The sequence below is a fragment of the Polaribacter sp. BM10 genome, assembly GCF_002005425.1.
Lineage (GTDB): Bacteria > Bacteroidota > Bacteroidia > Flavobacteriales > Flavobacteriaceae > Polaribacter > Polaribacter marinaquae.
Genome location: NZ_CP019704.1, coordinates 1,745,221 through 1,761,166, shown reverse-complemented (window position 1 = coordinate 1,761,166; position 15,946 = coordinate 1,745,221). Strand labels below are relative to the sequence as shown.

Here is a 15,946-nt window from a genome sequence, read left to right as displayed (position 1 = left end):
TACACGGTGTTGGCTATAGTTTTATTTCTTTCAAATTATCAAATGGTATTCCATATTCTTCCTCTGTTTTATACACTCGATATATTTTATTTATTCTTGTTTTTCGTAATTTTTCAACAATATTTTTAACGATATCTTCAGAAATATTTTCGTCTACAAAAAGAGAATAAAAAATATTTATTCTAATCCATTTTTCGTAAGTCATTCGTTCTTTCATATAATCATTATATTCATCTTTGAAGTATGGATTTAAACTATTCAGTTTTTTTTCTAAATCATTCTCAAGATTTTCTAAATTGTTTGAATATTCAGTTTTTATTATGGTAGATTTTTTCCAAGATTCAATAAATATTTTAATTCCATATTTAGTATTTGGACCTTGATATTCTGCATTTTTATTTTTTCCTAAATTTATGTTTACTTTATTTTTTTTAAACAAAAATTGTGTAAAACTTTCAGCTTTTATAAAAAAACTTTCAGATAAAGGATTCAAATCGGATTTAAAAAAAAGTGTGTCATTATGTAATTTATATGTAAAAGAGTTCTTTTTTATTGAATCGTTAAACATATTATTATAGCTGAATTTTACTTTATTTTCATTAGCTTTCCAAATTCCTTTATAATAAAAAGGTTCTGAAATAGTTAAAGAATCCTTGTCAAATTCAAGTTTGCTATTTTCCTTAATGTCATACCATTTTCCAATTATTTTCTTTTCATATTTGTTTCTACCACAAGAAATTAGAATTAATAAAAACAGTAAAAATGTTAGTCTTGATTTCATCCTGTAAATTATAGCCAACGTTTTAGTATATGAATATTAATTTATAAATATTCTATACTAATCAATTTAAGTATTAATTAATAGGTTTACAATGAGTAAAGGTAAAGAAAAAAGAAATTATTGTTTATATACATTGTTAGCAACCGTTTTTATTCACACGTTATGACTGAAAAATTAGAATTAAAAATCAATACCAACATTGATGAATTAAAAAGTAAAATTAATCAATTCGAAAAGTTAGCAGAAGAAATAGAAAACTTTAAGTTAGAGATTACACATTCAAAAGGTTTTTATTTTAGTTTTATTGGATTGTTATTACTAGTAAATACAATTAATATAACTTCACTTTCAGAGTGTATTATTTCGTAAATAGAATATATGTTATTTTCAAAAAATATCTTTTCGTTTTTTCTAGGTAAAAATCTTAATTCAATTTTTCCGATAACGTTGTTTGTTTTGTGTTCAATTAGTTTCATATTTTAAATTTTTATTTTTAATGAAAGATTATTCAGTTAATCCTATTATTTTTTGGTTGTTAATTCTTTCTTTAGTTTTTCATTCATTTCGTTACATTCGACAATCTTATAATTCATATACAGAGATTGCTTACTTAAAGAGTCAACATAATTATTTAGAGAAACAGTTAGAATATTTAAGGAGTCAATCTTTGATTCTAAAAAAACAATTTTATTATTTAGATTCTCTTTCTTGTAAGAAAACCATTCCGTTAAACCCCAAGTCAAAGTAGTTAAAACAATTCCAATTAGAGTTATTTTATTACCGTTTGACAATTTTTTCCACCATTTTTTAAAAGGGGTGTAAATAATTATTTTCTTTTCAATTATAAACCATTCTTGATTAAGCAATTCTTTTACTTTCTTTTTATTTCGTGTAGTTTTTAATTCGGTATAATGACCACCGTATTTATTAAAGACTGTTTTTCCTAATTCATATTTAATCATTCCTTATCCATAATATTGGTAATGGTTGCTAACGTTGTTGTATAAGCTTTGTTGCGTTGTTTAAGTAGTGAATTTACTAAATAAAACACGAACGGCGAAATTCCGGAGGAATTTCCCAAGTGAGCTAAAACCAGCAATAAAGTTTATACGGTGTTGGGAGCTGGCTTTTATTCATTCAATATATTTATAAATTCTATAATTTCTGAAGGTGTTTTAGAATTTTCAATTATTCCTATTTCTCTTAAAAGTATTTCACGAATTATAAATTCAAGTAAATTATTAGCTTTATAAATATCTTCTGTATTTAAACTTTTTTCTTTATGTTTTTCTTCTAGATGAGCGTGATAATTTCTTGTTGTTTTTAGGATTTCTGAAAACTTCTCAATGTCATTAAGTATATTTTTGATGCTTGAATTTTCTAATAAGTATTTGATTCTCCATTTCAAGTCTTGGTTTTTCTTAATATGATTTTTGTGATAGTTTTCTAAAATAGAAATATATGTTAAAAACTTATTTTCAATTAAAACACCTTTTTGACCAAAGACACTAAAAAAGTTTAAAACTGCAAGTCCCAATTTATCTTGTTTTTCAAACCATTTTAAAATAATATTTTGAGATTGATTCTTGAAAATTTCAAACTCAATTTCATTATTTAAACTTTGGTTAAGTTCATTTTGTTTTTTAACAACCTTATAATCCTTTTTATTTGTCGTTCGAATTTCAGTGTTTTCGAAGTAAAATGGTTTAAATAGTAAAAGGTTAAATAATCTTTCTATTGTAGATTTTATTTTTGGTAACTCTTGTATTTCAAAATGTTCAATTGTTTCTATATTTATAAATACATTTTCATTGATAAATGATTGTCTTCTATTTTTATAACCTGCAGAAGCTCTAAAGAATAAATAAATATTATAATCTTTATTATTAAACAATTCTATTATTTCAGGTTGTTTATAAGATTGATTTACTTCGAAAGATCTATTTTCTATATTAGATTTATTTTCAAATCCAGAAATAGGAATCCAATTATTTATAATAACTGAATTTAGCATTAAAGAGTTATAAAAATTTGAATTAATCTGTTCGTCGTAAGATTGAGAAATTAAAGGATTTTTACAAGTGTATTTAAACTTTGTTAATCTCCCTCTTGATTGATGACTTTTATTTACATCATATAATTTAATTGAATAAGTTTTTGACTTTTCGTTGCAATTTATATAACCTAAAACTAAATTGAAATTATTCCAAACTCTATTGAACATATCTTCATTAATTTCTAAAGATTCTAATGAAGTTATTGTTGCAATTCCATTTTTATCGATAAATAAAGTTGAAATAATTTTTCTATTTTCTCTTTCGGGTAACCAAAAAACTCCTTCAAAGTATTTATTATAATATTCCAATATTTACCTAACTTTAAAAATTATCATTTCGTGTTCGCTTGCTCCCAACGCATTTGTGTATTGAATTTTGCGTTTTTAAAACACTAAAGTACACAAATAAATACTCACTTAGAAAAAAAGGTAAAGTTTTCGTAAACAAGCTATAGGTAGCAATTTTTAATACACGTTGTTAGATAGAGCAGTGCCGCTAAAAGTAAAAGTTGATCACTTACTTACCTTAAAATACATGTTTCTTTTTTTCGTTAAAAATCGAAGCAGAATGCAATTGAACTAAGTATCTAAATATTTACTTAAAATACAATTTATTTGCAAAAATTGACTAAGTTTCTTAGCATTTAGATTTAGGAAAAAAGGTGGATAAGTGATTAGTTTTTTTTGGATTAGATTGAATCAGAACGCAAACAAATATTTTCCAAATAAAGCACTAACATTTTACTTATAAACAACTCAAAAAAAAAATCGATGAAAAATTTTGTTTCAAAAAATCAATTCGACTTCTAGTTTCTGGTTTCAATTATTTGTTTAAAAAAGCAGAAGCATTTGATGCGTTTAAATCCCAAAAAAAGGACTTTATATCTAATATTCAACAAGAAATTTTTTAGTTGAGGTTGAGGTAATTCAGCTTTAAAAATGCACTAAACTTCGTTTGGCACTGTTTTCTCTAACGCATTTGTGTATTGAATTTTGCGTTTTTAAAACACTAAAGTACACAAATAAATACTCACTTAGAAAAAAAGGTAAAGTTTTCGTAAACAAGCTATAGGTAGCAATTTTTAATACACGTTGTTAGATAGAGCAGTGCCGCTAAAAGTAAAAGTTGATCACTTACTTACCTTAAAATACATGTTTCTTTTTTTCGTTAAAAATCGAAGCAGAATGCAATTGAACTAAGTATCTAAATATTTACTTAAAATACAATTTATTTGCAAAAATTGACTAAGTTTCTTAGCATTTAGATTTAGGAAAAAAGGTGGATAAGTGATTAGTTTTTTTTGGATTAGATTGAATCAGAACGCAAACAAATATTTTCCAAATAAAGCACTAACATTTTACTTATAAACAACTCAAAAAAAAAATCGATGAAAAATTTTGTTTCAAAAAATCAATTCGACTTCTAGTTTCTGGTTTCAATTATTTGTTTAAAAAAGCAGAAGCATTTGATGCGTTTAAATCCCAAAAAAAGGACTTTATATCTAATATTCAACAAGAAATTTTTTAGTTGAGGTTGAGGTAATTCAGCTTTAAAAATGCACTAAACTTCGTTTGGCACTGTTTTCTCTAACGTGTTTGTGTTATGATTAGTTGCGCGTTAAAGCAACTAATCTACTAAATAAATCACGAACGGCGAAAATCCGAAGGATTTTCCAAGTGAGCTAAAAGCAGCAATTAATTATACACGGTGTTAGGGCAAGTATTTTTATGAAATCCAAGTGACTTCTATTTTTTCAATTTTCCATTTTCCTGACACTTTTTTTATGAAAAATTTCAATCCATTTCCATTTAATCTTCCACGTGTAACACCACATTCAATTATTCCATATTCTCTTTTTTCGTCAAAATAGATTTTTGAAAACGAAATAACAGCTTTAAGTTCAAAAGGATATTTAGTTCTCCAAATTTTTCTACCTTTTGGAAATTCAGAATATTTTTTGAATCGATATTTTTTGTGATTATTAAAAATGGATAAGTCTATTTTGTTTTCGTTTTTGGAATCTGAATACTGACTTTTAGGTTCTATTTCTTTATAATTACCAGATAAATTTTTAAAACTACTGCTGTCTAAAGGAAAAGTCTTTTCAATAATTGCTAAAACGATTCTAGTGGTATCTTTTTCAATTTCAGCTTTTCTTTTTTCAAACTCAGCCAAAAATTTCTTGTAATTCTCAAGGTTTTCCTTTTTTTGTTTTTCACTCAAAATTATTCCACTAGGAGGAGGAGGGTAAGGAGGAGTCATTAATCTAAAATCTACATAAGCTGAGTCAATTAATTCTAGAAATAATTCATTAAATACTTTTCTTTCAAGTTGTAATTTTTCCTTTTTGGTATTACAACCTAAAAGAGCAATTAGTAATAAAAATAGAACTGTCTTTTTCAAATGTGCGCTTTTATTTGCCCTAACGTGTTTATATATGGTTTGTTGCGTGAATTTTGCACTAAATTAGTAAATAATTACTGACCAAGAAAATCCGCGAGGATTTTCGTAAGTAAGCAAAAAGCCAGCAATAAATTATATATGGTGTTGTGCGTTCGTATTTATTTCCTTTTATAATGTTTGTCAAATTCTTTCATAATATTTGGACTATAAAATTTTCTCGGTGTTCCTGTTTTCATTCTAAAATCCATATACCTTTTTCCACATAGTTTATCGTCTTTTTCAATTTCTCTCATAATTTCTCGAAATTCCTTACCAAACTTAATGTCTTGATATGTTGCTTTTAATTTAGGAACAAGGTCGTCCTTAAATGACCACTTATATTTTGCTGCAAATTGCTCTTCAGCAGAAACTTTTACTGTTATTGCATTTGGGTCGTCATTGTCATAACGAACTGCCATACTTTCTATTGATTTAGAGCGAACAAATTTTGTTTCTAATACTAAACTAATGTTGTGTTTTTGTTTTAACTCAGAAGGAAAGTCAGTTTCTTTTTTTTCTATATATTTCAGTAAGTTTTTATGTTGGTCATCTTCATTAGCGATAGAAAAACTTTCCATTTCATAGGAATGAAAAAACGAAATAGGCATTAAATAAAAGTTATATTGAGTCAAGTCATATGAAAACCATTCGTTTGCACATTGAACATAACTTTTCAAGCTGGCAGTTCCAATTTCTAAAACCTTTTTTTCAAACAACTTACTTTCATTAAAAAAGTGAATTGCATTATCTCTAATTTCAACAAGAAGTTCAATGTTTTCAGCTAATCTCGTTTGTAACTTAAGTTTTTTAATTGCTGTAAAAATATCAATTGTCATATAATTTCCAGAGCGATTTACTTTATATTTTGGACGTTTAAAAGGTTCTCCATTTTTTTTCCTTGCAGAAGTATCAATTGAGTTAATTGATTTTAAATCATTTTTGTTGTCATAAACAATTTTAGCTTTTAAAAGAGTTTCCCAAGCATTGACCATTAGAATAGAAAAACTTTCCTCTCGATATTTGAAGTCAGGTTTATTGTAAATTTCAATTGCAGAAATTGCTGCATTAACTGATTTTTCAAGTAGATATGAATATTTTGATTTTCTTGCCATTCTCTATTCTCACAGGTTTTGGTTATATGACGCACAACTGGTTATATGCAATCAAATATATTGAATTTTCATTATAATTTACCGGATAATAAAACTTTTTTATGATCATTATCGGTGCTTTTAAAATTTTGTAAGGCTCTATCTAGCGGATTCTGAATCTGCATTAAATCTTTTCTTTTTACATGTGTATATATCATGGTGGTTTCTGGTCTAGAATGTCCTAACAAAGACTGAATGTATCTTATATCAACTCCGTTTTCAAGTAAATGTGTTGCATAACTGTGCCTTAAAGTGTGTGGTGTTACCGTTCTTCTAATGCCTGCTTTTAAACAACTTTTCTTTAAAAACTGACGTACACTTTCTGCGCTGTATTTTCCCTTGTTTTGTCCTTCTGCAAAATAAATTTCGGGTTTGTATGAGTAATAATAATTAGATAATAACGGAATAAAACTATCGGCTAAACTAACATATCTGTCTTTTCTTCCTTTACTATTTTTAATAACTAATTGCTTTCTATCAATATTAAAGTTCTCTAATTTTAAATTAATCAATTCGCTAATTCTTAATCCGCAAGAATATATTAAAGCCAATATTGCCTTGTGTTTTAAGTTTTGGGTAACGCCAATAATTTTTAAAACTTCTTCTTGAGATAAAATATTAGGTAATTTTTTAGATTTCTTGGGTCTAACTAATTCTAAATTATTTATTAAAGTTTCTGGATAAAAAACTATAAATAGTTTTAAAGCACTTATAAATTGTCTTTGCGAACTAATAGAATAATTTCTCTCGATAAATACACTTTCAATAAATAGTTCTACAGATTTATTAGTTAGTTCGTTTAACGCGGTTTTAGTGTGAAAGTTTATAAAATCGGCAACAAAAAAAGTATAGGTATGTATGGTGCTTTTACTATACCTTTTCCCTTTTAAATAAAGATAAAAATTATTTAAAAGCACTTTTTCATCCGCAGATAAATTTCTTTTAAAAGGGGTTTTATTTGTTGAGTTTTGAATCGTTAATTTTGTAATTTTATCAAAATTTCGCTTAAGAGCTTCTATATTTAAGTCGGTATCTGGCAGATACCAACATTTAAGAGATGTGCTCCATAAAGCTCCATCAATTTTTCTTATAATATTTATTAAATCATTATTATAATCAAACTTAATTAGAAGTTGTTGCTTGTTGCGATGCTTTTTTCGCTCAACAAATATGTTAGGATACTTTTTCAATTTTCTTATTTATAGCACATAAATATACTAAATATAAGTCGATTATAAGTGTTTTTTAAATAGGTTTTTTAATAATTTTGTTAGAAAAACGTTATTACTACAACTAAAAATGTGTTTGTAAATTTTAATTAAAACTTTAGTAAATCATTCACATAATAAATAGCTGTAAAACTTAAAAATTAATAATACTGATGTATTTTTACATAATTATTTAAACTTTTATGTCGAAAAGAAAGAAAACTAAAAAAAAATATCGTTTTGTAAGAAGAACTTTAAGGGTTCTTATTGCTGTTTTGTTTTTTTTCTTCTTTATAGTTTTGTTTATCCGAAGTTCTTGGGGACAAAATTTAATTGTACAAAAAGCTGTTAATTATGTTTCTAATAAAACCAATACAAAAGTAACGATAGATAAGTTGTTTATTACTTTTGATGGAGACATTCAATTAAACGGTTTATTTTTAGAAGATAAAAAAGGAGATACCTTAATTTATTCGAAATCTCTAGAAGCAAATGTCTCACTTTTTGCAATGATTTTCGGAAAATCTATCGGTGTAGATAATTTAGAATGGAATGGCGTAAGAGCAAATATCGTAAGAAAAGACACGCTAAATAATTATAATTTTCAGTTTTTAATTGATGCATTTGCATCAGAAAATACTACGGAAGTAGCTAAAGATACAACAACAAATCCTGTAGATATTGTCTTGGGAACTTTAAATTTTAAAAACATAAATGTAAATTTTAAAGATGATGTTTTAGGTATTGATAGCAAGTTTAAGATTGGTAGTTTAGCTGCAGATATCGATAAAGTTGATGTAAATTCTATGCACTTTAACGTCCATGAAGTTGGTCTTAAAAATTCAGAAATCTCTTATATTCAAAAGCCTTCATCAATAGTTTTACCAGCTACAGAAGTAATTTTACCAACAATTACTGCAGATAAGATCTCGATTAATAACACCAAAGCTTTCTATCAATCTAAGATAGATAATTTGTCTGCAAATATTGCCATCACAGATTTTTATACAGAAATACCTAGCGCAGATTTAAAAAAGAATAGTTTCGATGTAAATACAATTCAGTTACATAAATCAGAAATTTTATTAGCTTTAAATTCCAAATACAATCAAAAAGTAAATAATAACACACCAGTAACTTTTAGTTGGCCAGCAATCGATTTAAAAATAGATGAAATAGATTTTTCAGAAAACAGAGTTCAATATGCTGTAAATAATCAAAAACCGAGTTTAAAAGTATTTAATCCAGAAGCTTTATTTATTAATAATCTAAATTTAAAAGCGAAAAAAATTCAATTAAAAGACAAGCAAGTAAAATTAGAAATCGAGCGTTTTAATTTTAAAGAAAAATCTGGTTTAAATCTTTCAAAATTCCAATTAGCTATAAAGGCAACAGATACAAAAACTAGTATTTCCGATTTAAAAATTGCTGTAAATCAAAATAATATATCTGGTAATTTACAAGCTAGTTACGCATCATTATCCAAACTAATTTCTTCACCAGAAACTACAAATTTACAAATCAATTTGCCTTCATTTAATGTTTGGTTAAAAGAGGTTTTTAGATTTCAGCCGCAATTAAAAGAAAACGAATACTTCTCTAAATTAAGTACAAAAGCATTTCAAGGAAAATTATTTATAGACGGAAATTTAAATGATTTAAAGATTGAAAACACAAGTGTTAATTGGGGTAATGCTACAAATGTTTCTTTAAACGGAAGTATCAAGAATGCTACAAATCTAGATAAATTACAATTGAATTTGCCAAATTTTAAAGCTGAAACTAAAAGAGCAGATCTTTTACAAATTGTTAATGAAAAAGAATTAAATTTAAAATTACCTGAAGAAATTTTAATTACTGCTAATGTTAACGGAAGTTTAAAGAACAGTAAAATTGATGCTAGTATAAATACATCTCAAGGTAATGCTTTTGTAGAAGGAAATGTATCTAATGATACAAATATTAGTTACAATGTTAAAGCATCTATTACAGATTATGATTTAGGTGAATTACTACAAAATGAAAATTTTGGCGCGTTATCACTTTCATTACAATCTAACGGAACTGGTGAAAATCTAAATAATTTAGATGCGAAATTAGAAACAAACATTTCAAAATTTCAGTTACAAGAATATGTAATTAAAGATTTAAGTTTAGAAGGTAATTTTAAAGATGGTGTTGGTGCTATTTCTTCTAATTATAAAGATGATAATTTAAATTTAAATCTTAACGGATCTATTATTTTAGATTCTGTAGCAACACAAGCAAATGTAGATGTAAATGTAATTGGTGCAGATTTACAAGCTTTAGGTCTTTTAAATAGAAATGTTAAAACGGGTATGGAGGTATCTGCTGATTTTAAAGGAAATTTAGATAGTTATAATATAGAATCTACTATTAAAAATGGTGTTGTAGTTTACGATAATAACACGTATTTACTTGGTGCCGTAAATGCAGAAGCCTTTATTAATAAAGACACTACAGCTGTTAAAATAAATAACAAAATGTTAAATGTTAATTTGCAGTCTAACACAGATCCATTAACATTTAGTAGAGGTATACAACGCCATGTTTTAAGTTATTTTTATAGAGATGATAAAGTTTCTGATACCATTAAAAATCCTATAAATTTAAAATTAGAAGCAAAAATTTCGCAAACTTCATTAATTAAAGATGTTTTTTTAGTGAATCTAAAAGATATAGATACAATTGATATTGCATTAGATTTTAAAGAACAAGAAAGACAATTAAAAGCAAATGTTACTGCGCCATTTATTAATTATAGTGGTAATAAATTAGATAGTTTGTCTTTTTCTATGGATACAGACAAAGAAAATTTCAACTTTAATTTGGGTTTTAAAAACATTAAAGCGGGTCCTGTAGATGTTCCTAAAACAGTAATTACCGGTAATCAAACTAATAATGAATTAGCGCTTAATTTTTTAGGATTTCACAAAGGTGAAAAATTGATGAATGTAAACACTAAAATTACAGGAAATCGTGACCGCCTTAAGTTTTCGGTAAACAAAGACAGTTTAATTTTAAATAAAAGTAAATGGTCTATACCAGAAGAAAATGAGATTGTTCTCGAAAATAATAACTTAACCTTTTCTAATTTTAAAATAAATAAGGAAAACCAATCTATAGAAATTACAAACAATTTAAAAGATGTTCAGAAAAACCATATTGCGTTGGTGTATAATAACTTTAATATAAACGAAGTTTTTAATTATTTAAATCCAGAAGATGAAATTGCAAACGGTGTTTTAAACGGAGATTTTGTACTTGTAGACCCTTTTACAAATACAGGTATTATTGCAGATGTATCGGTTTCTAATTTTAAAGTTTTAAATACCACTTTGGGTAAATTATCTTTGGATGCAAAATCTTTAGGAAATAACAAGTATAATTTTAATACTTATTTAAAAGAAGGTGATGTAGATTTAGATTTAAAAGGAGATTACTTTGTAAATAATAATATTGCCAATTTAAACTTAGATTTAGATATAAATCAGTTTAAAATGAATGCTCTTAAAACTCTTTCTTTAGGTGAAATAAAAGAAACTAGCGGAAGTTTTACAGGAGAGTTTAAAGTTACTGGTACAACCAATAAACCTAAATACAATGGTAGTTTAACGTTTAATAATGCTGTTTTTAATATTACCAAGTTAAATACAAAATTTACGTTAAAAGAAGAGCAATTAACTGTAGATAATTCGGGTATTTCGATGGCCAATTTTACAGTTTTGGATGCTAAAAACAATGCATTAACGCTTTCTGGGGATATTAAAACAGAAAGTTTTATAAATCCAGAATTCGATTTAAAATTAAAAGCAGAAAACTTTAGAATTTTAAATGCAACACAAAAAGACAATCCAGATTTGTACGGTAAAGTTACTTTTAACACCAATGCAACATTAACTGGCGATTTACAAATACCAAAAGTAAATGCCAACTTTACACTTGGTAAAGATACAGATGTAACTTATGTAATGCCATCTACGTATGCAAATGTAGAAGAAAGAGATGGTGTTGTGGCTTTTGTAAATCGAAAAAATCCGGATGCTATTTTAACGCAAACAGAAGAACAATCGGCAGTAATTAGCGGGTTTGATATTTCTTCTCAATTAAAAATTAACAAAGAAGCTGTAGTTACCATTATTATAAATGAAGACACTGGCGATAATTTTAAAGTTTCTGGAGAAGGAGATTTCCTTTTTACTATGGTGCCAAATGGCAGAATTTCATTTACGGGCGCGTATCAAGTAGCAAGTGGGCATTACGAGCTAACATTATACAATTTAGTCAATAGAAAATTCTTACTTGCTCCTGGCGGAAGAGTTACTTGGTCTGGCGATCCTTTTGATGCGAAATTAGATGTAAGTGCCATTTATAAATTAGAAACGTCTGCATCTTCTTTAATGGCAGCTCAGATCTCAAATGAAGATGCATCAGTAAAAAATAAGTATAAACAAGTGTTGCCTTTTCAGGTGTATCTAAATATAGATGGCGAATTGTTACAACCAAAAATATCTTTTGATTTGAGTATGCCAGAAGAAGAACAAGGTGCTATTGGCGGACAAGTTTATGGTAGAGTTCAGCAAATTAAGCAACAAGAAGAAGAATTGAACAAACAGGTTTTTTCGTTATTAGTACTAAATAGATTTTATCCTGATGCTGGTAGCGATGGTAGTTTTGGAGGTTTTGCATCCATAGCAAGAAACAATTTAAACGATGCAGTTTCAGAACAATTAAATACTTTTTCTGATAAACTTTTGGGTAAATCGGGTATAGAATTAGACTTTGGTTTAAATAGTTTTACAGATTATCAAGGTGATGCACCAACAGACCGAACTCAATTGGATGTTGCTGCACAAAAACAGTTGTTTAACGAAAGGTTAACGGTTAGAGTTGGTAGCGAAATTGATATACAAGGAAGTAGTACAACTGGCAAGCAAACTCCGTTAATTGGTAATGTTAGTTTAGAATATAAAATAACAGAAGATGGTAGATATCGTTTAAAAGGATTTAGAAAAAGTGAATTCGAAAATGTAATTGATGGTCAAACTATTGTTAGCGGAATCGGGTTAATTTTTACGCAAGAATTCAATGAGTTTCAAGAGCTATGGAAAGCACTTTTAGGATCAAATTCAGATAAAAATTCATCAAAAAGAGAAAAATCGAAAGAAGAGAAGAATCAACCAAAATCAGCTAAAGAATCTGTTAATAAAAAGAATTAAATTTTGATTAAAATTGTAAAATACTTATTGATTGCAGTACTTTTTGGTACAATTCTATATTCTTGTAGTATTCAAAAATACATACCAGAAGACGAGCGTTTATACACTGGTGCAAAAATCGAAATGGAAGTAGATTCTGCCGTAGAAAATACTACCAATTTAAAAGAAGATTTAAATACAGTGTTAAGACCAGAACCAAATTCTAAGTTTTTGGGAGCTTATTTAGGTTTGTACTACTATTATAAAAATCAGAAAGAGCATCCTAATTTTATAAATAAATGGTTGTTTAAAAGATTTGGAGAAGAACCAATTTATCAAAGTGATGTAAATGAATTAGAAGTTACAGAAATACTAAAAAACAGATTAGAAAATCATGGTTTTTTCTACAGCAGCGCAAGTTCTTTTTTTAATGAAAAAGATAAAAAAGCGAGTATAGTTTATAAGTTAAAAGTACCGGCGCCATATAAAATGGCGAGTTATCAAATAGACAGTATAGAAAGTCCTATTTATCAAGAGATAAAAGATTTAACAAAAGCATCTCCATTTCCAGAAAACATGCGTTTCGATTTGGCAAATTTAAAGTTAGAAAGACAACGTTTAGATACCGAATTAAAACAAAGAGGTTATTATAATTTTAATCCGAGTTTTTTAATTTTTGAAGCAGATACAAATCAATACAAAAACAAAAGATTCGATTTGTTTTTAAAATTGAAAGCTAAAGTACCAGAAAAAGCTACAATTCCGTATCAAGTTAAAAAAATAAATATTTACCCTAATTTTAATTTAAAAGATTCTACAAATGTTAAAGAAACAAGGTTTGATAATAGAAGTTATTATCAAGATTCTGTGTTTTTTAAACCAAAGTATTTAGATGATTTTATTACAATAAAAGAAGGGGAAAAATACAATCCGTTAACCTCTAAACATACAGCAAGACGCTTGTCTTCTATTGGTGCTTACAAGTATGTAAACATTCAGTATAAAGAATTAGAAAGTTTAGAAACAGATAGTTTAGGTGTTTTAGAAGCTAATATATTTTTATCTCCGTTAACAAAAAGAGCTATAAGAGCAGAATTGCAAGCGGTTACAAAATCTAATAATTTTGCAGGCCCAGAGCTTTCTTTAACATACAGTAATAGAAATCTTTTTAAAGGAGGAGAAACATTAAACATAAGCACAAACTTTGGTTATGAAACGCAAGTTTCTAGTGGAGAAAATTCTGGGCTAAGTAGTTTAGAATTAGGTTTAAAAACTGAATTAATTTTTCCGAGAGTTATTGCCCCTTTTTCTATAAACGAAGATTTTTTTGAATATTCTGTACCTAAAACAAAAACAAGTTTAGGAGTTACGTATTTAAATAGAAGTAAATTATATACTCTTTTATCTGGTAGTGCACTTTTTGGTTATGTTTGGAATGCAAATAAATATATTACTTACGAGTTAAACCCTATTTCTGTAAATTATACAAGATTGTCAAATACTACGGATGAGTTTCAGCAGATTTTAGACGATAACTCTTTTCTAGAGCAAAGTTTTGAGCAACAATTTATAAGCGGATTAACATTTTCGTTTACTTATAATGAAATGCTAAACAACGCTAAAACACATCAATTTTACTTAAACTCTACATTAGATATAGCAGGGAATTCTATAAGTTTATTAGCAAAAGAAAATGAAACAAATGGTACTAAAGAGTTTTTAGGTTTGCAATATGCACAATATGCAAAAGCAGATTTTGATGCAAGATATCATTACAATTTTGGTGCAAATAAAAACCAAACTATTGCAGCGAGATTGTTTGCTGGTTATGGTTATGCATATGGTAATTCTGATGTTGTTCCGTTTGTAAAACAATATTATGCTGGTGGCCCATATAGTGTTAGAGCTTTTAATATTCGATCTTTAGGGCCAGGAACGTATAATGAAAATGATGTTGCAGATAACACAGATACGACAAGTAATTTTTTCGATAAAACTGGTAATATTCGTTTAGAAGCAAATTTAGAATATCGTTTCCCAATCTTTTCGTTTTTTAAAGGAGCAGTATTTGCTGATGCTGGAAATGTGTGGAATTCTAAAGCAAATCCAGATTTTGGTACTGCAGGTAAAGATAAGTTTACATCAAATTTTATAAACGAATTAGGAATGGGTGCAGGTGTTGGTGTTCGTGTAGATGTGCAAGGTTTTGTAATTCGTTTTGATTTGGCAGCGCCATTTCATGATCCGGCATTACAAGAAGGCAAGCGTTGGGATTTTAGAGTAGATGAACCTGTATTTAATTTTGCAATTGGTTATTCTTTTTAAAAAGAATTAAAAACCAGTAACCATTTTTTCTAAGGTTATTTTGTCTAAAATTTTAATGTCTTTGCCTTTAAATTCGATAACGTTTTTCTTCTTAAGATCAGAAAGTAATCGAATTGCAGATTCTGTTGCTGTGCCAATAATATTTGCTATATCTTCTCTAGAGAGCTGTATGTTAATATTATTGTCTGCATTTATACCAAATTTAGCCTCTAAATGTAAAAGTGTTTCTGCTAAACGTTGTTTTACTGTTTTTTGAGCCATATCTACAATTAAATTGTCTGCTGTTTTTAAAGAATTGGCCATATCTTTTAAAACACTCATTGTAAAATTATTGTTTTTCTCTAAATCTCGAATAATTTCATCTTTCGGAATAAAACAAATTTCCATATCATTTAAAGCTACAGCTTTTAGGTTAGAAACTTCTTCAGAAATTAAACTGCGTTCACCTAATAAATCACCTTTTTGTATTAAGCTTACAATTTGATTTCTACCGTTATCGCTCATTTTAGAAACCTTGCAAACACCATCTTTAATGCAAAAAACACCATTAATATGTTCGCCTTCATCAAATAGGATTTCACCTTTTTTTATAATTTTAGAAGTTTTGCAATTAGACATTCTTAACAATTCTTCTTTAGAAAGATGTTTTAAAGAATTAAACTGTCGAACAATACATTGTTCACATTTGCTCATGTTAAAAATGTTTTAGATAAAATCAAAAATAGTAAAAACCTGATAAATATCATATTTTAAAAGACACTCT

Annotated in this window: 10 protein-coding genes; 3 read left to right on the top strand and 7 right to left on the bottom strand. The window is 27.1% G+C overall.

The features are described from left to right. Positions 1-13 precede the first annotated feature (13 nt). Positions 14-799, bottom strand: coding sequence for a hypothetical protein (locus tag BXQ17_RS07880; protein WP_149025880.1), 786 nt, complete (start codon positions 797-799; stop codon positions 14-16). A gap of 144 nt (positions 800-943) precedes the next feature. Between BXQ17_RS07880 and BXQ17_RS07875 the strand changes: the two genes are divergently transcribed. Then, positions 944-1,150 carry a hypothetical protein gene (locus BXQ17_RS07875; protein WP_077810091.1) on the top strand — a complete coding sequence of 69 codons (207 nt, stop codon included), beginning with the start codon at positions 944-946 and terminating at the stop codon, positions 1,148-1,150. Positions 1,151-1,302: 152 nt separating this feature from the next. Here BXQ17_RS07875 and BXQ17_RS07870 read toward each other — a convergent pair whose 3' ends face one another. The 5 genes from BXQ17_RS07870 to BXQ17_RS07850 all read right to left on the bottom strand — a co-directional run bounded on the left by BXQ17_RS07870 (position 1,303) and on the right by BXQ17_RS07850 (position 7,621). Beyond that, complete coding sequence (locus tag BXQ17_RS07870) at positions 1,303-1,743, bottom strand: hypothetical protein (protein ID WP_077810090.1); 441 nt, start codon at positions 1,741-1,743, stop codon at positions 1,303-1,305. 167 nt (positions 1,744-1,910) lie between these two features. Continuing rightward, positions 1,911-3,146 carry a HEPN domain-containing protein gene (locus BXQ17_RS07865; protein WP_077810089.1) on the bottom strand — a complete coding sequence of 412 codons (1,236 nt, stop codon included), beginning with the start codon at positions 3,144-3,146 and terminating at the stop codon, positions 1,911-1,913. A gap of 1,417 nt (positions 3,147-4,563) precedes the next feature. After that, positions 4,564-5,241 carry a hypothetical protein gene (locus BXQ17_RS07860; RefSeq protein WP_077810088.1) on the bottom strand — a complete coding sequence of 226 codons (678 nt, stop codon included), beginning with the start codon at positions 5,239-5,241 and terminating at the stop codon, positions 4,564-4,566. Positions 5,242-5,399: 158 nt separating this feature from the next. Then, positions 5,400-6,392: a DUF3644 domain-containing protein gene (locus BXQ17_RS07855; RefSeq protein ID WP_077810087.1), complete on the bottom strand. Its 993-nt coding sequence runs from the start codon at positions 6,390-6,392 to the stop codon at positions 5,400-5,402. A gap of 71 nt (positions 6,393-6,463) precedes the next feature. Further along, positions 6,464-7,621: a site-specific integrase gene (locus BXQ17_RS07850; protein WP_077810086.1), complete on the bottom strand. Its 1,158-nt coding sequence runs from the start codon at positions 7,619-7,621 to the stop codon at positions 6,464-6,466. A gap of 221 nt (positions 7,622-7,842) precedes the next feature. Between BXQ17_RS07850 and BXQ17_RS07845 the strand changes: the two genes are divergently transcribed. Further along, complete coding sequence (locus tag BXQ17_RS07845) at positions 7,843-12,879, top strand: translocation/assembly module TamB domain-containing protein (protein WP_077810085.1); 5,037 nt, start codon at positions 7,843-7,845, stop codon at positions 12,877-12,879. After that, complete coding sequence (locus BXQ17_RS07840; protein WP_254712420.1) at positions 12,880-15,183, top strand: BamA/TamA family outer membrane protein; 2,304 nt, start codon at positions 12,880-12,882, stop codon at positions 15,181-15,183. Between the two features lie 6 nt (positions 15,184-15,189). Here the strand turns inward: BXQ17_RS07840 and BXQ17_RS07835 are convergent, their stop codons facing one another. Next, positions 15,190-15,876, bottom strand: a complete 687-nt coding sequence (locus BXQ17_RS07835; protein ID WP_077810084.1) for a Crp/Fnr family transcriptional regulator — start codon at positions 15,874-15,876, stop codon at positions 15,190-15,192. Between the last annotated feature and the right edge of the window lie 70 nt (positions 15,877-15,946).

What these genes read in the sequence shown, in the direction of transcription:
- BXQ17_RS07875 (WP_077810091.1), top strand. Translation starts at nt 944, where the DNA reads ATGACTGAAAAATTAGAATTAAAAATCAATACCAACATTGATGAATTA.
- BXQ17_RS07845 (WP_077810085.1), top strand. Translation starts at nt 7,843, where the DNA reads ATGTCGAAAAGAAAGAAAACTAAAAAAAAATATCGTTTTGTAAGAAGA.
- BXQ17_RS07855 (WP_077810087.1), bottom strand. Translation starts at nt 6,392, where the DNA reads ATGGCAAGAAAATCAAAATATTCATATCTACTTGAAAAATCAGTTAAT.
- BXQ17_RS07835 (WP_077810084.1), bottom strand. Translation starts at nt 15,876, where the DNA reads ATGAGCAAATGTGAACAATGTATTGTTCGACAGTTTAATTCTTTAAAA.
- BXQ17_RS07870 (WP_077810090.1), bottom strand. Translation starts at nt 1,743, where the DNA reads ATGATTAAATATGAATTAGGAAAAACAGTCTTTAATAAATACGGTGGT.